This is a genomic window from Pedobacter sp. CAN_A7, from assembly GCF_015752175.1.
In the GTDB taxonomy this organism is placed as follows: Bacteria; Bacteroidota; Bacteroidia; order Sphingobacteriales; family Sphingobacteriaceae; genus Pedobacter.
In genome coordinates this window covers 1-22,640 of the sequence record NZ_JADOUW010000002.1, presented here as the reverse complement: position 1 = coordinate 22,640, position 22,640 = coordinate 1, and the positions used below count along the sequence as shown (strand labels likewise).

General features: G+C 41.0%; 18 protein-coding genes and 2 tRNA genes. 15 read left to right on the top strand and 5 right to left on the bottom strand.

Translation table 11 applies throughout. The features are described 5' to 3' along the window. Window positions 1-4: 4 nt before the first annotated feature. Window positions 5-1,090, bottom strand: a complete 1,086-nt coding sequence (locus IWX76_RS06340; protein ID WP_196859077.1) for a Gfo/Idh/MocA family protein — start codon at window positions 1,088-1,090, stop codon at window positions 5-7. A 143-nt stretch (window positions 1,091-1,233) separates the two neighbouring features. Here IWX76_RS06340 and IWX76_RS06335 point away from each other — a divergent pair, with 143 nt between their 5' ends. The 5 genes from IWX76_RS06335 (at window position 1,234) to IWX76_RS06315 (ending at window position 4,385) form a co-directional block, all read left to right on the top strand. After that, window positions 1,234-2,190: an energy transducer TonB gene (locus tag IWX76_RS06335; protein ID WP_196859076.1), complete on the top strand. Its 957-nt coding sequence runs from the start codon at window positions 1,234-1,236 to the stop codon at window positions 2,188-2,190. A gap of 84 nt (window positions 2,191-2,274) precedes the next feature. Continuing rightward, window positions 2,275-3,135, top strand: a complete 861-nt coding sequence (locus IWX76_RS06330) for a helix-turn-helix domain-containing protein (protein WP_196859075.1) — start codon at window positions 2,275-2,277, stop codon at window positions 3,133-3,135. 77 nt (window positions 3,136-3,212) lie between these two features. After that, window positions 3,213-3,923 carry an FAD-binding oxidoreductase gene (locus tag IWX76_RS06325; RefSeq protein WP_196859074.1) on the top strand — a complete coding sequence of 237 codons (711 nt, stop codon included), beginning with the start codon at window positions 3,213-3,215 and terminating at the stop codon, window positions 3,921-3,923. An 18-nt stretch (window positions 3,924-3,941) separates the two neighbouring features. Next, on the top strand, window positions 3,942-4,154 hold the full coding sequence (locus IWX76_RS06320; protein WP_196859073.1) for a hypothetical protein: 213 nt from the start codon (window positions 3,942-3,944) through the stop codon (window positions 4,152-4,154). Between the two features lie 81 nt (window positions 4,155-4,235). Continuing rightward, window positions 4,236-4,385: a hypothetical protein gene (locus IWX76_RS06315; RefSeq protein WP_196859072.1), complete on the top strand. Its 150-nt coding sequence runs from the start codon at window positions 4,236-4,238 to the stop codon at window positions 4,383-4,385. 2 nt (window positions 4,386-4,387) lie between these two features. Here IWX76_RS06315 and IWX76_RS06310 read toward each other — a convergent pair whose 3' ends face one another. After that, window positions 4,388-4,957 (bottom strand): sugar O-acetyltransferase, encoded by a 570-nt coding sequence (locus IWX76_RS06310; RefSeq protein WP_196859071.1) that lies wholly within the window; start codon window positions 4,955-4,957, stop codon window positions 4,388-4,390. 92 nt (window positions 4,958-5,049) lie between these two features. On the opposite strand from IWX76_RS06310, the gene IWX76_RS06305 reads away from it, so the two are divergent. Both IWX76_RS06305 and IWX76_RS06300 read left to right on the top strand, forming a co-directional pair. Beyond that, window positions 5,050-6,183 (top strand): glycoside hydrolase family 43 protein, encoded by a 1,134-nt coding sequence (locus tag IWX76_RS06305; protein ID WP_196859070.1) that lies wholly within the window; start codon window positions 5,050-5,052, stop codon window positions 6,181-6,183. 187 nt (window positions 6,184-6,370) lie between these two features. Further along, complete coding sequence (locus IWX76_RS06300; RefSeq protein ID WP_196859069.1) at window positions 6,371-7,051, top strand: response regulator transcription factor; 681 nt, start codon at window positions 6,371-6,373, stop codon at window positions 7,049-7,051. Window positions 7,052-7,114: 63 nt separating this feature from the next. On the opposite strand, the gene IWX76_RS06295 is transcribed toward IWX76_RS06300, so the two are convergent. Next, entirely contained in the window at window positions 7,115-7,882 is a 768-nt protein-coding gene (locus tag IWX76_RS06295) for a hypothetical protein (protein WP_196859068.1), read from the bottom strand. A 196-nt stretch (window positions 7,883-8,078) separates the two neighbouring features. On the opposite strand from IWX76_RS06295, the gene IWX76_RS06290 reads away from it, so the two are divergent. Next, window positions 8,079-8,543, top strand: coding sequence for a YciI family protein (locus IWX76_RS06290; RefSeq protein WP_196859067.1), 465 nt, complete (start codon window positions 8,079-8,081; stop codon window positions 8,541-8,543). Between the two features lie 74 nt (window positions 8,544-8,617). Here IWX76_RS06290 and IWX76_RS06285 read toward each other — a convergent pair whose 3' ends face one another. Then, complete coding sequence (locus IWX76_RS06285; RefSeq protein ID WP_196859066.1) at window positions 8,618-9,229, bottom strand: porin family protein; 612 nt, start codon at window positions 9,227-9,229, stop codon at window positions 8,618-8,620. Window positions 9,230-9,605: 376 nt separating this feature from the next. Between IWX76_RS06285 and IWX76_RS06280 the strand changes: the two genes are divergently transcribed. From IWX76_RS06280 to IWX76_RS06260, 5 genes are all read left to right on the top strand, one after another. Next, the gene (locus IWX76_RS06280) at window positions 9,606-11,312 is read left to right on the top strand and encodes a glycoside hydrolase family 3 protein (RefSeq protein ID WP_196859065.1); all 1,707 of its coding nucleotides are present in this window, start codon (window positions 9,606-9,608) and stop codon (window positions 11,310-11,312) included. 218 nt (window positions 11,313-11,530) lie between these two features. After that, window positions 11,531-14,743 carry a UvrD-helicase domain-containing protein gene (locus IWX76_RS06275; protein WP_196859064.1) on the top strand — a complete coding sequence of 1,071 codons (3,213 nt, stop codon included), beginning with the start codon at window positions 11,531-11,533 and terminating at the stop codon, window positions 14,741-14,743. Window positions 14,744-14,769: 26 nt separating this feature from the next. Continuing rightward, the gene (locus IWX76_RS06270; protein WP_196859063.1) at window positions 14,770-17,673 is read left to right on the top strand and encodes a PD-(D/E)XK nuclease family protein; all 2,904 of its coding nucleotides are present in this window, start codon (window positions 14,770-14,772) and stop codon (window positions 17,671-17,673) included. Window positions 17,674-17,739: 66 nt separating this feature from the next. Next, window positions 17,740-18,726: a pyruvate dehydrogenase complex E1 component subunit beta gene (locus IWX76_RS06265; RefSeq protein ID WP_196859062.1), complete on the top strand. Its 987-nt coding sequence runs from the start codon at window positions 17,740-17,742 to the stop codon at window positions 18,724-18,726. A gap of 75 nt (window positions 18,727-18,801) precedes the next feature. Next, window positions 18,802-21,117: a Tex family protein gene (locus IWX76_RS06260; protein WP_196859061.1), complete on the top strand. Its 2,316-nt coding sequence runs from the start codon at window positions 18,802-18,804 to the stop codon at window positions 21,115-21,117. 37 nt (window positions 21,118-21,154) lie between these two features. Here the strand turns inward: IWX76_RS06260 and IWX76_RS06255 are convergent, their stop codons facing one another. Continuing rightward, a complete protein-coding gene (locus IWX76_RS06255; RefSeq protein ID WP_196859060.1) occupies window positions 21,155-21,628 on the bottom strand; it encodes an Lrp/AsnC ligand binding domain-containing protein in 474 nt (157 codons plus the stop codon). 152 nt (window positions 21,629-21,780) lie between these two features. Between IWX76_RS06255 and IWX76_RS06250 the strand changes: the two genes are divergently transcribed. Further along, a tRNA-Asp gene (locus IWX76_RS06250) sits at window positions 21,781-21,888 on the top strand. Between the two features lie 24 nt (window positions 21,889-21,912). Further along, window positions 21,913-22,056: transfer RNA gene (locus tag IWX76_RS06245), tRNA-Asp, on the top strand. Window positions 22,057-22,640: the final 584 nt, after the last annotated feature.

Here is a 22,640-nt window from a genome sequence, read left to right as displayed (position 1 = left end):
GGTATTATTTCTGATCAAGCCAAAGATCGATTGGTTTTTTTACAACAGGGTTAAAAGGCAGGTTGATCTTCTTTCCCGTTCCAGTCGACGCATAGGCAGCATAAATGATCTCTAAAACCGCTCTGCCGTCTTCACCAGTTAAAAGTGGTGTTGTATTTTCCCGAACACAGCCTATAAAATGCTTCAGTTCATGAGGATAACCCTGGTTAAATACTTCTTCAAAGATCGGGAAACTCCATCCCTGGGTCGTATCGGCCTTTTCGGCAGCATAACCATAGCCACTTTTACTATAAGCTAATGCTGCATTGCCCATAAACAAGTCTGCATAGATTACGCCATCTGTACCGTAAATTTCGCACCGGTCGTCCATTCCGCCTTGTTTTGCCCAGCTATTTTCTGCTACACCAATGACACCATTTTCAAATTCTACAATAATAACCGAATTGTCCTCTCCCTTTGTTCTTTCCTGGTGTAAAAAAGTGTTCATCGTTCCCATAACGCTTTTAACCTTCGCATTGCCAAGCATCCACCTGAACCAACCAAAAGCATGGCAACCCATATCCATTAATACGCCGCCACCTGCCAGATCAATGTCGTAGAACCAATCTGAATGAGGACCTGAATGTTTCTCAGCCTGCTTTAGCATATATATATTGCCTACAGCGCCCTCTTTAACCATTTGTCGGGCACGCTCATATTTAGGAGCAAAACAAAGTTCTTCTGCATACATGAGTTTGACCTGGTTAGCTTTACAAGCCTCAATCATTTCATCAGCTTCTTCTAAAGTAACCGCCAAAGGTTTTTCTATAATTACATGTTTTTGATTTTTTGCAGCAATAAGGGTTGCTTTGCAATGCAAAAAGTTAGGAAGACATATGTCCACTACATCACATGAAGTCTCCGTAATTGCTTTTTCCATGTCCGTATACCAATTCGGAATGTGATGTTTTTCTGCAAAGGCTTTCGCTTTTTTGGCATCACGCGCATAAACGGCAACTATTTCTGCTTCTGGAATAAAGCGGGTATAACTTTCTACATGAATATCAGAAATAAACCCTGCACCCAGGATAGTAACTCTTGTCTTTTTCATTCGTGTCTATTGTTTTTAATTGCTTGTAAAGCCATAGATTCAATGGAGTTAACCGGAATGGATTCCTTACAAATTGAGCATAAAAAATTTCTTAAAAAAGGAATTTAAAAACATTCTTTATCTTGTCGGAAATTAACTCTCTTATGAAATACTTTGTATTCTTATTATTTTCCAGCCTCTTATTCGTGGGGCTGCATGTTTCCGCCCAAAAGAAAAATGTTTATCTCCTGAAAAATAATGGCGATTATGTGAAAAATGCCGATAGCGCAGATTTTATCCGAAGTGTGGAAGAACCCGAGAAAGGCTCAAATCTGTATCCAACAAAAGAATTCTATATGAATGGAACGCGGAAAAGTTATGGGTATTCCAGTAAGATAGATCCACCTCTTTATGAAGGGACATTTCTTTCCTTTTTTGAGAATGGAAAGAAAAAGCAGTATAAAAACTATGTTAAAGGTAAAATAATCGATACTGCATTTAACTATTTCCCGAATGGGAAGGTATATAGTACGCTACTTTACAAACCAAGTGGGGACAGTAGTATTGTTTATGTTAAAGGTGTCAACGATTCTACAGGGGCCGCCATGGTAACCGATGGAAATGGTTATGCGGTGCTTTACGACGAAGATTTCAAATACATTACTGGAAAAGGAAATGTGAAAAATGGCAAATACGATGGCGAGTGGACAGGTGAATTGAGGACAAAGGATACCCTACATTATAAAGAAGTCTATGCCGAAGGTAAAATGATTTCGGGAACCAGTAATGATGGGAAAGGGAATGTGTACCATTATACCACCTCAGACGTAAAACCAAACTTCAAAGGGGGCATGAAATTATTTTATCGGCAGGTATTACAGGGATTTCGGTCTCGAGAGCTGGTAAGACAACGCATTCAGGGTGTCGCTCAGGTCAATTTTGTAATTCTTACTAGCGGTGAAATAAGTGATGTTCATGTTATAAATGACGTCCACACTGCATTAGCATCAGAAGCTATCCGGGTAATAAAGGCACAAAAAGGTTGGCAACCAGCTCGTCAAAAGGGAAGGGCAGTAAAAATGATGCAGACTTTTCCAATATCCCTAAACATAAGCAATTAGGCTAAATGGGCTGCAATGAATTTAACCATTAGGTATTCCCGTTAAATTCCAAAACCTACATTTGTGTCGCCAGATCTTAACTACATGCCTGAAAAAGTAAAAACCATTCCTGTAAACTCCATTGCTGATGAATTTGGTGCAGGTGTTTCGATCCTAAAAGCATCAATTGAGGATTCAAGCAGCATTGAAGGCCTGGAGCATGCACACCGCCATGATGCTCACTTGTTCTTTTTGCTGGAAAGGGGCTCCATTACTATGGAAATTGACTTTCAAGCCTATCAAATAAATTCACCCTCCATAATATATATGCACCCTAGCCAGGTACATCGTATGCGTGGTGCTTTCAAAAAGGTGACGGCCTGCGGTTGGACGATTACCAACGAATGCCTGAATCCAGAATATTTAAAGTTATTGGAAGACATTGTGCCTGCAAAACCTTTGCTTTTAAATGACGAAACCTATGCTGTTTTTGCCGAAGCGACTTCACTGTGCATCAAGCTTTCAGAGAGAAGACACGAAAAGTTATATCAGGCTTTATTAAAGGGCAGTTGTAATACCCTGGTGGGCTTAATTCTGTCGCAGTACTTACAACATTCCAAATCGGCAGATACGCTTTCAAGGTTTGAGACCATCAATAAATCCTTCAAGGTCATTCTGGAACAAAGCTTTATTAAGGTCAAAACCCCGGCGGCTTACGCACAAGTCCTTAATATATCAACCCCTTATTTGAACGAGTGTGTTAAAAATGCCACAGGCCATTCTGTCTCCTATCATATCCAGCAACGGATTATTTTAGAAGCAAAACGTTTGTTATATCATTCTGATAAATCTGTAAAGGAAATTGCCAGTGAATTGGGCTACGACGATTATCCTTATTTCTCCCGGCTGTTTACGAAAGTCAGTGGCATGTCTGCATTATCCTTCCGAAATAAAAACCTCGATTAGTCCAATACTTACAGCCTTCAAGCCATTGTTTGCCGTGGCTATTCCTCGTTCCTTTGGAATATATTAAATCGGCAAATATGATATCAACCATACCAAAGTGGATAGGGAATTTACTTGAAGGGGCACTTCGGCCAAATGCCAGGGTTTTAAAAATTTCCCTCCTTAGCCCACAGGTAAAGAAAATACGTTTTCAGGGAGTGTTGTCAAAAATGAATTACCAGATTGGCTATGCTAACGTCATCCGGGTGAGTGAAACCGAATACAGAAATTATACTGTGGCTCATTATGATGCAAAAGAGGGAATAGCAGATATCGTATTTCATGTACACAGCAACGGTGTGGGAAGTGACTTTATTGATACGTTGACCATAGGTGATGAAATTTACATCAGCAGTGCGAGAGGGCGCAAAGTATACGATCCAAACGTAAAGACCCAGCTTATTTTCGGCGACGAAACTTCTTTAGGGCTTGCCTGTTCGTTTTATGAGGTGTTAAAAAGTAATCATCATCAGTTCCAATTCTATTTTGAATTACACGACAAAAATAAAGCTGTGCCTGAGCTGTTGGGATTAGAAAACTACACCGTATTTTCCAAAAATGGCACTTTTATAAACGAAGAATGGGTCCATGATTTGCCCATTTTCAAAACCGCTGACTGGCAAGCCGCCAATTATATTTTAACAGGAAATGTAAAATCTGTCCAGACCTTTAGAAGCGTATTAAAAAATACCACCAGTGGGAAGGTATTTTCTCAAGGTTATTGGCTTGAAGGTAAAAATGGATTGTAATTTAAAAAACTTGAGAAGATGATTTATGTATTTAAAACTTCAGTGGAAACTGAACAAGACATTTGGAAATTAAAGATAGGCTTAGATAACCTCTTGCCGCAGGCAAAATGGAACTTTGACCTCGACGATTGTGATCGCATCTTACGAATCGACAGCCAGACGGAAAATACACATGCTGTGATCAAGCTGTTAGATGACAGAGGTTACGACTGTGAAGAGTTACCATATTAATAAAGGAAAAAAGGCGAACCAACTTATACTGTTATATATCATTAATTTATTTAGCTTAGTATTAACTAATAACCTAACCTAATGGAAGCCATATTAGAAGTATTATTCGCGATCATAACAGGTGTCCCTGGGCGTGAACGGTTAAAAAAAATGAAGCCGATTGGTATTGCTTACGGCGTCCTGGCAATTTCATTTGTTACCTGGTTAGCTTTCGATAAATATTTGATATAAAATTAAATGTCGTCTGCTGTTATCGCCCTTAATACCTTACAGGGGTTCCCAACGGCAACCACATTTGCAGGGATGTCTTTAGTAACCACACTACCCGCACCAATCACGGAATTTTCGCCGATGGTAACCCCCGGCAGGATAACCGTATGACCACCCACCCATACATTGTTTCCAATGGTAACCGGATGCGCATGCTCCAGGCCTGTTTTTCTGCGTTCTGAGTTTAGCGGATGGTTCACGGTATAAATGCCCACATTCGGACCAAACATTACATGATCGCCTATGGTTACTTTAGCCACATCCAGAATGGTACAATTGTAGTTCGCAAAGAAAAAGGCCCCAATATGAATGTTATACCCATAATCACAGAAAAAAGGTTGTTCGATCTGGTACTGTTTCCCTACAGTCCCAAAAAGCGCTTTAATCTGCTTTTTCTGTTCCTTCGCATCAGCAGGCCCTAGCTTATTATAAGCATGTAACGCTTGTTTAGCATGGTACCTGTCTTTACTTAATTCGCTGTCAAATGGATTGTAAAGCTCACCACCCAACATTTTTTCTTTTTCTGTACTCATAAATCACCATTAATCCGTTCCCGCAATGATAACCAATTGTACCTTATTTGTTAGAATTTGTTTAGGCACCACATAATTTCTATCTTTTCATCATGAACCTGAAAAACCTATTAGTGCTTGCTATAATCTGCACCTGTTTTATTCAAAATGCCTCAGCACAAGTTTTATCTTCTATTAGCCCAGGGCAGATCTGGCCAGACCAGCAGGGTAAACACATTAATGCGCATGGCGGTGGTGTTTTGTTCCATGAAGGAAAATACTATTGGTTTGGCGAACATAAAACTGAAGGTAAATCAGGTAACCGCGCCAATGTAGGTGTTGGAGTATACTCCTCTGCAGATCTTTATAACTGGAATAATGAAGGCATTGCATTAAAAGTCGCAAAAGAAAACTCCGGATCAGAAATCGAAAAAGGCAGTATTATAGAACGACCAAAGGTGATCTATAACGCTAAGACAAAGAAATTTGTGATGTGGTTTCACCTGGAGTTAAAAAATCAAAGTTATAATGCCGCGCGTACAGGCGTTGCAACAAGCGATAAGGTGACAGGCCCATATACATATGTCAAATCATTCAGGCCCAATGCAGGAATATGGCCAATGAACTTTAACGATGCCTGGAAAAACAAAACTGTTAAAGAAGCGGATTTAAAAGCCTGGACAGATGAATGGCGCAAAGAAGTTGCAGAAGGTTTGTTTGTTAAGCGCGACTTGCAAAAGGGGCAGATGGCACGCGACATGACCCTCTTTGTAGATGATGACGGTAAAGCATACCATATTTATTCATCAGAAGAAAACCTGACCCTGCACCTGGCAGAACTTACAGCAGATTACCTGGCTTTTACTGGTAAATACATCACCATTGAACCCGGAGGTCACAATGAAGCTCCGGCCATCATAAAACATCAGGGAAAATATTACCTGGTTACCTCAGGGTGCACAGGTTGGGATCCAAATGCTGCCCGCTCTTTTGTTGCCGATTCCATCTGGGGGCCCTGGAAATCCTTAGGAAATCCATGTGTAGGGGAGGGTGCTGACCTGACCTTCAAATCGCAAAGCACCTTTATTTTACCCGTTGCCGGAAAAAAAGATACTTATATTTTCATGGCTGATCGCTGGACACCTGAAAACGCCATTGATGGGCGGTATATATGGCTGCCAATGACCATAGAAGATGGAAAACCGGTCATCAAATGGCAAGATAACTGGAAGCTCACAAAAGAATAAACACCGGTTTTTAATACGTATAAATCGCCCTTAGAAACAAATAGAGGTTTCTAGGGGCGAATTTGTTGTTGTGTACCTGTAGCCAGTCAAATTGCCCTTATAATTACCAAATTAATTGCTTAATTTAATTGTATTAAAAATATGATTAGGAAGTAATTAAAACTTTCTATTTTAGAGATTCTAATTGATGAAACAAGGCGTGGCTCTCCAGCAGGATTTTACAAAGCGGCTAGCGAAGCTCAAGCTTGTCGCCGATCAACTTCCTGCTGCAATTATAGTCCACCGTGCGGCTGATTTACATGTGGTATACATGAATCAGCCTGCATTGGATGCCCTGGGCATAGAAAGCAACCAAATTCGCGAGCTTAATGGCGATACCCATCAATCCAGTTTCTATATGGCTGCAGAACGATTGGATTACCTGCAACAAATCAGATGTTTAATAAAAAATAATACGGACGACTTAGTATGTTATTTTCAGCAGATTAGAAACCAGCGTTCAAAGACCTGGGTGCTGTTTGTGAGTAATACCAAAGTGTTTTGCAGGAATGCGTCTGGTGAGGTGAGCCATATCATTACCACTTCCAATAACCTGGAACAGGTGCAGCATTTTAGCCCCAAAATAATACGTATGGTTGATGAGATGAGCTTTTTACAAGCCAATAACCCCTTATTTCTTAAATTAACCAAACGCGAAAAAGAAGTGTTACGGTGTATTGCACTAGGCATGAACTCCGGTGAAATATCAAGCCGCCTGTTTATATCTCCTGCTACAGTGGATACCCACCGCAGAAACCTGAGAAGTAAATTATGCCTGAAAAATAACTATGATACCGTGCGGTTTGCACAAGCCTATAACCTGGTATAAGGTATTAGAAAAGCCCAACCCCATTTATAACACAGAGGTTAGGCCGTTCTCCATCACCACACACTAAAATGATAGATTTAATTTCAGCTGCAAGGTGCTTACCGGAACACTTTCTTTTCCAGCTATTTGTCCATTGCTTCCGCTGATCGTTTCAAAATAAGTTTTGACATCGCCCCAGATATAATCGGCCGATAAACCTAAGGTATTGCGGCGTAAAGTCACGCCCAGGCTTTTGGCTACACTAAAGTTAACCCTGTCTTTTATGCCATCAAAGTCAAAGCTCTCGTTAAAATATCTTTTTCCATTTCTAATGAAAGAAATAAAACGTTCATCAGGCTGGCCTTCGTTTTCGTAATAATTGAGGTCTATATACCTGAATGTAGGTGCCAGCTGGAATCGTGCGTCAATCACTACTTTTTCGATGAGGTTGAGTGATAGTACAGGCCCAAGTTTAGAAGAAGCGCTGGCCATTACTTTTGTTCCATCTATCATGACGTTTTGAGCACCTGAATGCTGTCCATAGGCTTTCCACTCATTTAATTGGTTGTATGTTAATGAGAGCACCGTCCAATCAAGGCCCAAATTCAGGAAGCTTTCACTGTGTTTTCCGCCAAAATAATAGATCCTTCCGGCATCCAATACAAAGCCATTTACACTTCCGTACCGGCCATCAAGAATATTCTCTCTGGGCGAAAGAATTTCATCAAGCTGATTGCCTACGGCATTAACGCCAAGGCGTAAGTAACTGGGGCGATACGTTGGCCGGTCTTGTGCCTGCAGGAGACCGGTTACTGTTAACAATATAACAGCTAAACATAATTTTAATTTCATAATTCAAAATTTAAGTGTGAGGTTGGGTGTTTTTTATAGGTTCTATTACAAAGATATTGTGCTGTTTTTGTGACATCAATACTCAATGTTGAGTAATTTTTAGGTAGTCATTTTTGAGGTTAACTTGTTGAACAACAAGATATTTGTTTACGTTAGATTAGCTGAGATGTAACCTGATAATTTTATATATTTACATATGAAAATTTATGCTGCTTTCCTTGCTATTTTACTCAGTTTTGGCACGTTTACTTTAAGTGCACAATCCACCAATCCGGCTTATGATAAGAACCTGGCTACATCCTTGGGTGCTGATGATTATGGCATGAAAGAATACGTGCTGGTGATTTTAAAAACCGGGACGGCTAAGATCCCTGAAAAAGCTACAGTGGATAGTTTATTTAAGGGGCATATGCAAAACATTGACCGCCTTGCTACAGAAGGTAAACTGCTGGTTGCCGGACCGATTGGAAAAAACGAAAGTGCTTACCGTGGCATTTTTATTCTGAATGTAAAAACAGTGGAAGAGGCGCAGGCACTGGTGAATACCGATCCTGCGATTAGTGCAAATTTATTAGCCGTAGACTTATACAAGTGGTATGGCCCTGCAGCATTACCCCTATACCTGAAGGAACAGGAAAAAGTAAACAGACTTAATTTTTAATAACCGAAAAATCAGGGACAAAAAAAAGCACCATTCCGTAAGAATGGTGCTTTTTCAATATTTAAACGCTTTGGTTAGAATTTGTAACCAAAACCGATAGAAAATACCTGGTTTTTAAATTCAGGTGTTTGCTCAGTTCCATTTTCATTGTTTTTCTGGAAATCAAGTGCATAACGTCCGTGTAAATCAATGTTGCTGGTTACATCATACCTGAAACCTACTACACCACCGAATAAACTTTTCTTGAATCTGTCTGAATCATCTTCAACAATTTCTTGCTCAACACTTCCAAAACCATTTTCAAACTTGTTTTTAGTCGACATTAAAAACGACACTTGCGGACCAGCAACTAAATTTAAACCACTACCAGCAATTTTGAAACTCGCTAAAATTGGAATATCAATAAAATTAGTGGTTTGTGTAAATTCGCCTGCTCCTGAAGTTAATTTATAACCTTTAGTTGCATATAAAGCTTCCGGTGTGAAAGCTATACCTGATGTTAAAGGAATATCAACAGTAACACCCACGTTAAAACCTGGATTGATCTTCGTATCAAAATCACTATTGTCGCTTTGAACAATGTTAGGCAAGTTTAAACCACCTTTAATTCCGAAACGAACTGGGCTCTGTGCATAAATAGAACCTGTAAATAATAAGCCAGCGGCTAATAAGAATATCTTTTTCATAATTTCATCTAATTGTTATCATCCCCTTTGAAATAAATGTGCCATTAACGGAAAGTAAGCGTTTTAACCCCTGCTTATTTAGTTGATCTGTTGGTATACAGCACTTTCCATATTTCTCTCCACACAGCAGCTCATTATGGTTTTAATTTAAACAGCATATTAAAACTGTATTAAATTTGATACATTATCACTTAAAAGGTAGCTTTTACTCCGCTGCTCCGCCTTAAACGATTAAGCTGCGGGCTTTCTAGTCGCAGAACACCCTGTAGCACCAGCAAACCTCTTAAAGCCGGAAATTATAATTTAGTTAAAGACTCTTTTGACTAACTTTGCGCCGACACCAAAAGAAATAAGCCGTTAAACGAACACACTAAGAATGAACATTAAATTATTAGCTATCGCTACGCTTACCGCCGTAGCTTCCTTCACTACTGTAAATGCTCAACAAAAATCTTATATCGAAAGCTTGTCTGAACCCAATGAATGGGTAGACTCAGTTTTTAATAAATTAAGCAGACGTGGCAAAATTGCGCAGATGTTCTTTGTTAGGGGACTAACAAACTCGACAAAAGCGTATGAAGATTCTATCGGGCGGGTGATCCAGAAAGAAAGAATCGGTGGAATTGTATTTTTTCAAGGAGGCCCAGGCCGTCAGGCAATCCTCACCAACAAATACCAAAACTTGTCCAGAGTACCTTTACTGATGACCAGCGATGGCGAATGGGGACTGGGCATGCGTTTAGATAGCACCATTTCTTACCCATACCAAATGGCCTTAGGTGCTATTCAGGGAACAGATCTTATCTATAAAATGGGATTGGAAGTAGCTAAAGACTACAAACGGATTGGCATGCACATGAACCTTGCGCCAGATGTTGACGTAAATAACAATGCAAAGAACCCGGTAATCAATTACCGCTCTTTTGGCGAAAATAAATATAACGTAGCCACCAAAGGTGCTGCTTACATGAAGGGCATGCAAGACGGTGGTTTATTGGTAAGTATTAAGCATTTTCCCGGTCATGGTGATACGGACGTAGATTCTCACTACGATTTGCCACAGCTAACCTTCACAAAAGAACGCCTGGATAGCTTGGAAATCTTCCCATTCCGCGAGTTGATTATGCAGGGTGCGTCAGGTGTTATGATTGCCCACATGAATATCCCTTCCTTAGATGCTACGCCTAACATGCCATCTACTTTGTCTAAACCCATTGTAACTGGTCTTTTAAAAGAAGAGTTAGGTTTTAGGGGGCTGATTATCTCTGATGCCATGGAAATGAAAGGTGTGGTGAAACACTTTAAAGATGGTGAAGCTGATGTGATGGGTATTATTGCTGGCAACGACATTTTGGAGTTATCAGAAAATAGTGAACGTGCCATTCGTTTAGTGCGTAGGGCTGTTCGTTCAGGAAGAATCAGCATGGAGCAAATTGACCATAGCGTTAAAAAAATCCTGATGGCCAAATATTATGCGGGTTTACACCAAAGGGGTACACTTGATGAAAGAAATGTAGCGGCAGAAGTTAACCGACCGGAGAGCCATGCCTTAGTGCAGCAACTTGCCGATGCCTCTATGACCATGCTGAAAGGAAGAGAATACATCAAAACCTTAGCAAAAGGTAAAAGAACGGCTATCATTAGCATAGGCACCCCTAAAGCCACTACTTTTCAAAAGGAATTAGGTGCTTATTATAAAAACTCGGTATTTTTCACGCTTGATAAAAACGCCAACGCCAATGCTGTTGCCAAGGTATTAAGAGAGCTTAATTTATTCGATCAAGTAATTATTGGTATACACGATTCTCGTACACGCCCTGGAAATGGTATGGTACTTAGTGCAGACCTGAAAATGTTTATTAAGGACATGTCTAAGAAAAATGCTGCCTTCGCGGTATTTGCTAATCCATATAACTTGTCGCAATGGGCAGGTCTGGAAAACAGCAAAGCACTTTTAGTGGCTTACCAAAAAGAAGATTTTATGCAGAAAGCTGCAGCAAAGGTTTTTACAAATGAACTGATTGCAACTGGCAGACTTCCAATTTCTGTAAATGGATTTTATAAATATGGTGATGGCCTATAACCATCAATAACCATAGCAAAAAAGGCCAGCTTTACATCAAGCTGGTCTTTTTTGCGTTTAGGACTATAGGTTCTGTTTAATCTTTGTAGGTATAGCATTAGTTTAAATATATAAATACCTTTATTGCAACCATTAAAAATGCTTAAAAAGGGTAATCTATAAGCTTTATATAGCCAATTGCCCATAAGTTGGATATTTATCCTGTTAACTTGACGCTCATGCTAAAACCTTTAAAAATACTTCAAGCTTCTGCTGGCTCCGGAAAAACCTTCAGTTTAACCGTACATTATTTGATCCTGCTGTTTAGTGGCGAAACCAAATACCGGGAAATTCTGGCGGTTACCTTTACCAATAAGGCTACCGAAGAAATGAAAACCAGAATACTGGAAGTGTTAAGGGGTTTAGCTACTGGAGATGAAAGCAATAAAATCAACGACTATAGGAAGCTGGTGCTGCAGGCACACCCTCAACTAAACGCCCAACAACTCAAACAACAGGCTGATGTGATCTATCGTAAAATTTTACATGATTACAGTCGCTTTTCAGTAAGTACCATTGATGGTTTCGTGCAAAAGGTAATCCGGGGTTTCGCTTTCGAATTGGGTTTAGATGCAGGATACGGCCTGGAAATGAATTACGACAAAGTTAAAAATGAGCTTGCCGATAAACTGGACAAGGCTTTGGACGATCAGCCACAGTTGTTACAATGGATCATTAACCTGGCAAAAGACCGCATACAAAATAATGTAAGCTGGAACTACCGTAGGGAGTTGCTTGAATTAACAAGTGAGATTTTTAAGGAACGCTATCAGCCCTTTGAAATGGCCATGGAAACTTTAAGTCAGTCAGTTAACCTCGATGATTTATTCAATGATTACAAAGTACTTACCCGCCAGCAAATTGATTTATTTGAAAGTACCTTATTGCAGCAAGCAAAAGATGCCTGGGAGATTTACCAGGTTCTTGATATTGATCCGGCAATTTTAAAAGGGAAATCACGATCACCATTAAATAACCTGCAAAAAGTGGTTAATGGCGACTTCTCAGTCATTCCTAAATTTGGGAAGTTAATTGATGAACCTGAAGAGTGGCTGCAGAAAGGGAAAAGCAGTACCCTGTATGAGGAGCTAAATCCGGTATTAAAAGATCTGATCACTTTTTATCAGGATGGTCTTGCAGCATATGTGTTGGCGCAAGGGTTTAACAAAAACCTTTATTACTTACGCCTTATGCAGGAAATGGCCGCCCTGCTAAAAAGCTACCGTGAGGAGAGTCCGAATTTGCTAATTAGCGACGCACAGAACATTCTTAAAGGCATTACCGATGACGCCGATGATAACCCTTCCTTTATTTGGGAAAAAATGGGGAGTTTTTACAAGAACTTTCTGTTTGATGAATTTCAGGATACCTCGGCCAACCAGTGGGGTAGTTTCAAGTCCTTACTCAGTAATGCCATGGCGGCACCAAGTGAGCAGCTGATTGATCATTTAATTGTAGGCGATACCAAACAGTCGATCTACCGCTGGCGTAACGGCGATTGGAACATCCTGCACCAGCAGGCGAAAACTGATTTGGGTGCACACCATATTATGGACGACAGCCTGGAAGAAAACTATCGCAGTACCGAAAACATTATAGATTTTAACAATAACTTATATAAAGAATTGCCAGCCTTGCTGCAAATGCAGTTAAACCAAACCATAGCGGCCCAGGAAACCAGCAATGATATTCAGGGTTGGTGGACGGACCAAGGTTTTGACCATATTATTAATGATGTATATAGCGGTGCCACACAAAAGTCAACACCTAAAACATTAAAAGGTGGAACGATTAAATGCCTGGTGCTTAAAAATGAAGAGGGGGAGAGCAAGCTGACTTTTACCGAACTGGCCATTCAGAAGATGATGGAAGAAATTACCTGGTTGCTGGAGGTGAAAAAATACAAACGTAAAGACATTTGTGTCTTGGTTCGTAAAAACTCGGAGGCCATTGCTGCGGTGAAATCCCTGTTAGAAAATGGCATCAACGTGATTTCTGGCGAAGCCTTGCTTATTGCCAATAACAGTGCGGTGAAGTTAATTTTAAATACCATGCAGGTGCTGGCTGGCTTGCCTGAAAATACCGCTTTATATAAAGCCAATGCCATAAGCTTATATAACCGCTTACAACAAAGGGAAGTAGCCACCCATCATTATTTCGGCTTAAAGTTTAAAAAGCTTTCGCAGCTGACTGCAGTGTTGCCTCCTGATTTATGCCTTAACTGGCAGCACTGGATGCAACAGCCCCTGCCTGAGCTGCTCGAGAAAATTATGGAAGCTTATGGCTTGAACGTCATGAAAGCACATTTGCCTTATCTGTTTGCTTTGCGCGACTTTGCCGGTAACTTCGCCCGTCAGGGGGAGAAGGGGATTACGGCTTTCTTACGTTACTGGGAAGAAGAAGGCGTTAAAAAAACCTTGCCTTCATCAGACAGTGCCGATGCCGTGCAAGTGGTGACCATTCATAAATCAAAGGGCCTTGCCTTTAAAGCGGTTATGGTACCCTTTTGCAATTGGGACATCAATGGTAAAACAAACAGTATATTCTGGGTACCTGCAGCAGGCACACCTTATCACCATTTAAACAGCATTCCTTTAAAATACAATAAAGAACTTGGCAACTCTACCGTAGCGAAGTCGTATTTCGAAGAGCTCCTGTATAATAATATGGATGCCTTGAACATGTTATATGTGGCCACCACCCGTTCTAAAGAATACCTATATATCAGTGCACCCTGGAAAAAGGCTGACTCCATGACCAATATCGGTGATCTGCTGATCAGGTCGCTTGGCGAACAGATCAGTCATGAGGAAGAGTATGTGTTAGATGAACCGGTGTTAACAAAAGAATCGACAGCAGAACAAGAGCGTATTATCGAATTGCAGGAATATCCGGTGTCTAACCGCCTCACTAAAATATTTGATGCAGGTTTAAAACGTCAGAACCTGGAATTGCTGATTGGTCCCGATGCTGGCCGTACGGGTAGTATTTTGCACGAAGTTCTGGCCAGGGCTACCTATAAGGAAGAAGTTGACCAGGTATTAAGCGATATGCAGGCTGAAGGTTTATTCCAACAGGATGAAATTGCAGCCTTAAAAAAACGCGCATTGGCGGTATTGGAAAACGAAGACTTGCAAAATGTGTTGCGCGATACCAAATACAGTTTAATCGAACAAACCATTATTGATACTAAGGGCAAAAGTTATCGCCCGGATAAGGTATTGGTGAAGGAAGAGGGGGTGATCATCATCGACTATAAGTTTACTTTGGAGGAAAGCGATAAACATATGGAGCAGGTAGACCATTACAAAAGTCTGTTGCTGGCCATGGGCTATCCGCAGGTCACCCCCTATTTGTTTTATGCCGTAACCGGTAAATTAAAAGCAGTTTAATCCGCAATACGCTATCTATACCCTATATGAAACCATTTTTAAAAGAAGTAGCTGAAGATTTAGTGACGCGGTTTGACGGTCAATTACAACAGTCGGCCATTATATTTAACAATAAAAGACCAGCCGCCTATTTGCAAAGTCACCTGGCCAACATTATCCAGAAACCTTTTTGGAGCCCTTCCTTTTTTACCATCCAGGAGTTTTTTGGCCGTTCTACCAATTTAAAGATTGCCGATCCCTATACCCAGTTCTTTACCTTGTTCCAGCAATACAATAAATTGCTGCTAGAAGAGGGTGGTTCCGGGATGGCACTACATCAGTTTTATCCCATTGCCAGAATTATATTAGGCGACTTCTCGCAAATTGATAACGACTTGGTGAACGCAGAAAAGTTGTTTCAGGAGTTGAAAGACATCGCAGAGATCGATTTCCAGTTCGACTACCTGACCGATGAGCAGCAGCAGTTTTTAAAAGATTTCTGGAAATCGTATAACGAGGGGCAGCAAAAGAAACAGCAGGAACAGTTTATCAAAATGTGGCGCCGTATGCCCACCCTTTACTATCGTTACCATGCCGCCTTGCAAGAAAAGGGGATGATTACCATGGGGCAGGTGTATCGCCAGCTGGCAGAAGGAACGGCCTCACAACCTGATTTTACGAATGCTTTTGCACAAGGTAAATTGGTGTTTGTAGGTTTTAATGCTTTAACTCAGGCCGAAGCCAGGGTATTTAAACGTTGGCAGGAAGAAGATAAGGCCTTATTCTATTTTGATACTGATACTTATTATATAGACGATAAAACCCAGGAAGCAGGTTTGTTCTTACGTAAAAACCTTGAGAAAACGGGTTTAATAAATGCTTTGGGTGCCAGCAGGCCGCTGATCAAAAGCGCTGTTAAAACTATTGATGTGTACCAGACACAGGGGCAAACAGCGCAAGCCAAGATTCTGGAGTCTGCATTGGCTGCCGATTATCCACAGTTGAGTGCGGCTGATGAACCCGGTAAAATGGCCATTATCCTTGCCGACGAGAGTTTGCTGTTGCCGGTTTTGCAAACCATCCCCACTCAATATCAGGATGGGGGAACCACTTTTCCTATAGACCTCAACGTCACCATGGGTTATCCACTGGTGGCCAGTTCTATTTTTGGCCTATCGGATTTATGGTTATCCGTGCAGGCGCAGCTTAGCGAAGGAGAGAAAGAAACCGTTAGTTTTAAAGAAGTGGAAGCTTTCCTTTCTCATCCCCTCACAGGCATCGGAGAAAAGACCCGCGATAAAATACAGCAAAAGCTGGTAGAGGAGCAACTGGTAGAAGTGCCACTTTCGCGCCTGCAGGGACAAAAGAAATTATTTGAACTGTTTTTTGCCAAAGTAACTGATGCCGGTGAAGCTATAAATGCCTTACAGCGTGTATTAAAATATGTACTGGAGCAGCAATTGGCAGAAAAAACACTTAAACAGACTGAAACAGATTTATTTGTGGCCGTGATCAAAGAGCTGAACCAGCTGCATGATGCATTAGAAGATCACCTTCAAAGTGGTGCCGTCAATAAAGAATTGACGTTTGTATTGTCTTTAATTCAGCGGGCTGTGCAGGGAATTGCGGTGCCTTTGTCTGGCGAGCCTTTGCAAGGTGTACAAGTGATGGGTTTACTGGAAAGCAGGAACCTTGATTTTGAGACCGTTTATATTTTAGGGGTAAATGAAGGGATCTTGCCACAGGTGAGTATTTCGCCAAGTTTTATTCCCGATAGCATCCGCAGAGCACATGGTTTACCGGTGTTGGAAAACCAGGATGCCATTTCGGCCTATATGTTTTACCGCCTGCTTCAACGTGCCGAAAAAATCAGTTTGGTGTATAACGCACAGGCCGATGATACCAATACCGGCGAACCTAGTCGCTTTTTAAGGCAGCTGGAATATGAAAGTGGTTACCAGTTTAACTACCTGGAGCACCAGCAGAATATATCGACTGAAAGTAAAGTGACCGTAGAGATTGTTAAAGACGAACAGGTGATGAGCCTGCTCAATAAATACCTTAGTGGGGAGGCACGGCTTTCGGCGTCAGCCATCACTACCTATATCAACTGCCCCCTCCAGTTCTTTTACCGCTATGTGGCCAAAATTGAAGAGCCTAAAGAGGTGATCGAAAATGTGGAAGCCAATATCATCGGTTTGATGTTGCACTGGGTGCTGGAAACCTTTTACCAGGAGCTGCGGAAAGTGGATCCGGAGATGACGAAGGACCGGATTGCAACGCACCGTAAAACCCTCGATACTTTAGCTGAACGTGCTTTTGCGCAAGTGGTGTTTAAAGACCAGCACCATGCGCTGGCCCATAACGGCATGCAGAAAGTGGTATTGGCCATTGTACAGGAATATGCAGGTATTATTTTAGATTATGATGAGGCCCATGCTCCTTTTGAAATTCTTGCTTTAGAGCAGAAAGACCATATTCCTTTTAAATTTACGGTAAATGGCGTAGAGAAAACCATTTACCTGCATGGCATTATTGATAGGATTGACCAGAAAGGCGGGGTCATTCGCATTGTCGATTATAAAACGGGTAGTGATGATTTGCGTTACAGCTGTCTTGATGATGTTTTTGATACCGATGGTAAAAAACAAAATAAAGCCCTGGTACAAACGCTCTTTTATACCCATGTTTATGAAACCGCCAATGCTAAAGATTGGGTAGAACCCAATATATACAGCGTGCGTAACATGCGTAAAGATGGTGCCCTGTTTATGGAAGGTAAGGAGAAAACTAAGCTGACCGGCATGCACCTACACCAGGTAAAACAGGAGTTTTTACAGCTGCTTCGCCTTAAACTGTCGCAGTTATATGACCAAAATGTGCCCTTCAAGGCCACTACAGTGGAAAGTAGCTTCACTTACTCCCCATATGTTACTTTATGTGGTATGTAATTAAAACACTACTTTTTAATTAGATTACAATACTTATATTTGCCACAGTTAACATTTGAATATACAATGAGAGAGATTCAATTTAGAGAAGCCCTGCGTGAAGCCTTAAGTGAAGAAATGCGTAAAAATGAAAACGTATTTTTAATGGGTGAAGAAGTTGCCCAATATAACGGTGCTTACAAGGTTAGTCAGGGAATGTTGGATGAGTTTGGCGACAAACGCATTATTGATACCCCTATTGCTGAGCTTGGTTTTACTGGTATCGGTATCGGTGCTGCAATGAACGGATTAATTCCAATCGTAGAATTTATGACCTTTAACTTCTCTTTAGTTGCTATTGATCAGATAATTAACGGTGCAGCAAAAATGTTGTCTATGAGTGGTGGACAATTTTCTATTCCTATTGTTTTCCGTGGCCCAACTGGTAACGCCGGACAATTAGGTGCACAACACTCCCAAAACTTTGAAAACTGGTACGCTAACTGTCCTGGTTTAAAAGTAGTGGTTCCTTCTACGCCTTATGAGGCTAAAGGTTTATTAAAACAATCAATCATTGATCCGGATCCAGTTATTTTCATGGAATCTGAGGTAATGTACGGTGATAAAGGTGAAGTTCCTGAAGAAGAATATTACATCCCTCTTGGAAAAGCTAGAATTACTAAAGAAGGTACTGATGTAACCATCGTTACTTTTGGTAAAATGTTAACCCGTGTCGTTAATCCTGCTGTTGAAGAATTAACAAAAGAAGGAATTAATGTGGAAGTTATCGATTTACGTACGGTTCGTCCTATCGATTATGCAACCATCATCGAGTCGGTAAAGAAAACCAACCGTTTAGTCATTGTTGAAGAAGCATGGCCATTGGCTTCTATTTCTTCAGAGATTGCTTTCAATGTACAGAAAAATGCTTTCGATCACCTTGATGCGCCGGTATTGCGTATTACTTGTGCCGATGTGCCGCTTCCATATGCACCAACGCTAATTGCAGCGAGTTTGCCAAATGCAGAACGTGTAGTGAAAGCTGTTAAAGAAGTAATGTACGTAGCAAAATAGTTATTGTCATAAACTGAAATATGAATCCCGAAGGCTACTGTCGTTCGGGATTTTTTTATTTTAAAAGATATCAATATGAGTCAACACTCAAAAACCATTGCCCTGGAACTAGGGACTACCGAGAAACAGGTTTTAGCTACCATCGGATTATTAGACGAGGGGGCTACAGTTCCTTTTATTTCCCGCTACCGCAAGGAAGTGACCGGAAGTTTAGATGAAGTGCAGGTCGCTGCGATCCGTGATCGTTTCCAGCAATTACGTGATTTGGACAAAAGACGTGAGGCTATTTTAAAGGCTTTAACGGCCTTGTCTAAATTAACACCTGAACTCGAAGCTCAAATTAATGCTGCGGTGACCATCCAGGCCATCGAGGATATTTACCTTCCTTATAAACCGAAACGTAAAACCAGGGCTTCCGAAGCCAGGAAAAAAGGTTTGGAGCCTTTGGCCTTAACTATTTTAGATCAGGGCAATGCCGATCCGGAAACGGAAGCTGCTAAATACCTGAATACGGAGCTTGGTGTAGCTTCAGCAACTGAGGCGCTGGCAGGCGCACGTGATATTATTGCCGAAATGGTAAATGAAAATGCGGAAACCAGAACTGCCATGCGGAAGTATTTCCAGCAACAAGCCAGCTTTAAGGCAGCGGTGGTTGCAGGTAAAGAAGATGAAGGCATCAAGTATAAAGATTATTTCAACTGGGAAGAGCCTGTAAAATCGACACCATCGCACCGCGTTTTAGCCATGCGACGTGCAGAAAATGAATCGATATTAAAATTAGAAGTCTTGCCTCCTGAAGAAGCGGCACTGGTTTTACTCGAAAAGCAGTTTATTAAAAAGCAGAACGCACAAGGTAAACAAGTGCAACTGGCCATACAGGATGGGTATAAACGTTTGCTTGCACCATCCATGTCTAACGAGCTGCGGGTATTGGCAAAGGAAAAAGCCGATGAAGAGGCCATTCGTGTGTTTGCAGAAAATGCCCGCCAGTTGCTACTGGCTGCTCCAATGGGACAAAAAAATGTGATGGCCATTGACCCGGGTTTCCGTACCGGCTGTAAAGTGGTATGCCTGGATAAACAAGGTAAACTTTTAGAAAACACGACCATTTACCCTCATACCGGACAAGGAAATGTAAAAAAAGCCAGCGAAATCATTCAGAAACTTTGTGAAGCCCATCAGGTAGAAGCGATTGCCATTGGCAATGGTACGGCCGGCAGGGAAACAGAACTTTTTATTCGTGGTTTATCCATTCCAGAAGTAACCATCGTGATGGTGAATGAAAATGGGGCTTCCATTTATTCTGCCTCTGATGTGGCGCGTGAAGAGTTTCCTGATCATGACATTACCGTAAGGGGTGCTGTATCTATCGGACGCCGTTTAATGGATCCTTTAGCGGAACTGGTAAAAATTGACCCTAAATCCATTGGGGTAGGGCAGTACCAGCATGATGTTGATCAAAATAAATTACAGCAATCGTTGGATGACACCGTGATGAGTTGTGTAAATGCGGTAGGTGTAGAATTAAATACTGCCTCAAAAGAGGTATTAGCCTATGTTTCTGGCCTGGGTCCGCAACTGGCGCAAAACATTGTGACCTATAGAAATACCAATGGAGCTTTCAAAAACAGGGAGAGTTTGAAGAAGGTACCTCGTTTAGGAGATAAAGCTTTTGAACAGGCGGCTGGTTTCCTCCGCATTCGCGATGCTGCACATGTATTAGATGCGAGTGGGGTGCACCCGGAACGTTATCCTTTAATCAACAAAATGGCGGAAGATCTTGGATGTAGCCTGGCCGAGTTAATTAAAGATGTAGAAAAACAGAAACAAATTAAATTACAGCAATATGTAAGCGAGCAGGTGGGTTTACCTACGCTTACAGATATTATGCAGGAATTGGCTAAACCAGGTCGCGATCCACGGGAGCAGTTTGAAGTCTTTAGCTTTACAGATGGGGTAAATGAAATTGCAGATTTGAAACTAGGCATGAAACTACCTGGAATTGTAACCAATATTACCAATTTTGGTGCTTTTGTAGATATTGGTGTTCATCAGGACGGTCTGGTACATACCAGCCAGCTAGCGGATAAATTTGTGGCTAACCCCAATGATGTGGTTAAAGTACATCAAAAGGTTGAGGTTACCGTGATGGAAGTGGATGTTGCCCGCAAGCGTATTTCCTTATCGATGAAAACTGGAAAAACAGAGCCAAGGGCAAAGTCAGCGCAGCCATCCAAGCAGTCATTTAATAAACCTGCGGCTAAAGCTGCACCTTCGGTAAAGCCTTTAGCCAAATCTTCGCGCCCTCCTGCAAAACCTGAACGTGCTAAAGCAAATGCAGAAGGTGATTTGCAATTAAAGCTGGAAGCATTAAAAAATAAATTCAAATAACCCATTTATAGGGTCTGGCACAGAACGGCAGGTGGAATTATAATTCTATCTGCCGTTTTATGCTTTCTTCAAGAGAGATCAGCGTTTCTGTGCGTTGTATACCTGGCACTGCCTGGATCTCTTCATTTAATACATGACGCAGGTGACTAGTGTCTCTACAGATGATTTTAGCAAACATGCTATACGATCCTGTGGTATAATGTAACTCTACAACTTCCTTTATTTTACTCAATTGGGCAACGGCATCCTTATACTGTATCCCTTTTTCCAGGTAGATACCCAGGAAAGCGCAAATGTCATAACCGGCTTTCTGTGGGTCGATGATTAAATGCGAACCTTTGATGATACCCATTTCCTGCAATTTCTTCATCCTAACGTGAATAGTGCCTCCTGAAACGATCAGGTCTTTTGCAATTTCGGTATAGGGCTTTGTGGCATCCACCATCAGTTGCTTTAAGATGTCAATATCCAGGTTATCAATTTCTGAATTTTGGGTTTCTTTTTTAATCATGATTTGAATATATAATAATGAATTGCTAATTTAATTATAAAATTACTAATAATAAAATTAATTGTTTAATATATTTGCAACGTATTGGAGTTTCGATTACATTTGTATCAAGCAAACGGAAAAAAAGTAAGTTCTTTAACGTAGCTTAACAATGTAGGGTGGTGGAACTGGCAGACGCACCTCCTTGTCTCGGTGGTGGAGATTATAGAAAACCCGTAAGGGCTAACTACTCCTTGAAGGTTCGACTCCTTCCCCTACAGCTAAAGAGTGAGTTCTTTATTTAATGTTGGGTGGTGAAATTGGCAGACACACCTTCTTGTCTCGGTGGTGGGGATCATGGGATAAACACAGTTTATGGGTTGACCACAAATTAATTTTGAACTGCGGCTAACTTCCCCTTGAAGGTTCGACTCCTTCCCCAACAGCCAGTTTTTTTATGAATAATAAGTTAGTTAAAAATGAGCGTTCCAGGATTGGCCGCTCTTTTTTTTGTTTAAAAATTAGGATCAGGTTTCTCTATAGTGCGGATCCGCGACTTGTTAGAGACACCTTTTGCACACTTTTCATCCGGCAACTCCCGTAAGATATGCGTGTTTAATGTCTCTTTAACCTGGCTTTTCTAAAAAGCATATAAAAATCCTTATGGGATATAAATGTGTTGATTTATATATAGTATGGGTTATTGACAAGCCTGTTGTAGAAGGCCAGTATATTATAAAGGTATACGTTATTATAAGTAAGTCAATTGCCTATTATTTTTTACTTATTAATACAGTTATATATAAAGGTTGGCTATCACCTGGTAGTGATTTACTTTATTCATCTACGATAGGCAGTTATAAGAATGTAAAACCGTAATTCTTTTATCAGTAACAGAGCGACTTAGCTAGTCTATACAAATATAAGCTACAATTGTTTTGCAGGGATAGATTATTTTCCTACTTTTGCATCCCGCTTCGGAGGAAGGGAAACAGGGAAAAGGATAGAGAGAAGGTTGATTTGAAGAGCTAAA

Bases quoted from the DNA above. Each gene is read 5' to 3' on its own strand.
- IWX76_RS06340 (WP_196859077.1), bottom strand. From the start codon at position 1,090: ATGAAAAAGACAAGAGTTACTATCCTGGGTGCAGGGTTTATTTCTGAT.
- IWX76_RS06335 (WP_196859076.1), top strand. From the start codon at position 1,234: ATGAAATACTTTGTATTCTTATTATTTTCCAGCCTCTTATTCGTGGGG.
- IWX76_RS06330 (WP_196859075.1), top strand. From the start codon at position 2,275: ATGCCTGAAAAAGTAAAAACCATTCCTGTAAACTCCATTGCTGATGAA.
- IWX76_RS06325 (WP_196859074.1), top strand. From the start codon at position 3,213: ATGATATCAACCATACCAAAGTGGATAGGGAATTTACTTGAAGGGGCA.
- IWX76_RS06320 (WP_196859073.1), top strand. From the start codon at position 3,942: ATGATTTATGTATTTAAAACTTCAGTGGAAACTGAACAAGACATTTGG.
- IWX76_RS06315 (WP_196859072.1), top strand. From the start codon at position 4,236: ATGGAAGCCATATTAGAAGTATTATTCGCGATCATAACAGGTGTCCCT.
- IWX76_RS06310 (WP_196859071.1), bottom strand. From the start codon at position 4,957: ATGAGTACAGAAAAAGAAAAAATGTTGGGTGGTGAGCTTTACAATCCA.
- IWX76_RS06305 (WP_196859070.1), top strand. From the start codon at position 5,050: ATGAACCTGAAAAACCTATTAGTGCTTGCTATAATCTGCACCTGTTTT.
- IWX76_RS06300 (WP_196859069.1), top strand. From the start codon at position 6,371: ATGAAACAAGGCGTGGCTCTCCAGCAGGATTTTACAAAGCGGCTAGCG.
- IWX76_RS06295 (WP_196859068.1), bottom strand. From the start codon at position 7,882: ATGAAATTAAAATTATGTTTAGCTGTTATATTGTTAACAGTAACCGGT.
- IWX76_RS06290 (WP_196859067.1), top strand. From the start codon at position 8,079: ATGAAAATTTATGCTGCTTTCCTTGCTATTTTACTCAGTTTTGGCACG.
- IWX76_RS06285 (WP_196859066.1), bottom strand. From the start codon at position 9,229: ATGAAAAAGATATTCTTATTAGCCGCTGGCTTATTATTTACAGGTTCT.
- IWX76_RS06280 (WP_196859065.1), top strand. From the start codon at position 9,606: ATGAACATTAAATTATTAGCTATCGCTACGCTTACCGCCGTAGCTTCC.
- IWX76_RS06275 (WP_196859064.1), top strand. From the start codon at position 11,531: ATGCTAAAACCTTTAAAAATACTTCAAGCTTCTGCTGGCTCCGGAAAA.
- IWX76_RS06270 (WP_196859063.1), top strand. From the start codon at position 14,770: ATGAAACCATTTTTAAAAGAAGTAGCTGAAGATTTAGTGACGCGGTTT.
- IWX76_RS06265 (WP_196859062.1), top strand. From the start codon at position 17,740: ATGAGAGAGATTCAATTTAGAGAAGCCCTGCGTGAAGCCTTAAGTGAA.
- IWX76_RS06260 (WP_196859061.1), top strand. From the start codon at position 18,802: ATGAGTCAACACTCAAAAACCATTGCCCTGGAACTAGGGACTACCGAG.
- IWX76_RS06255 (WP_196859060.1), bottom strand. From the start codon at position 21,628: ATGATTAAAAAAGAAACCCAAAATTCAGAAATTGATAACCTGGATATT.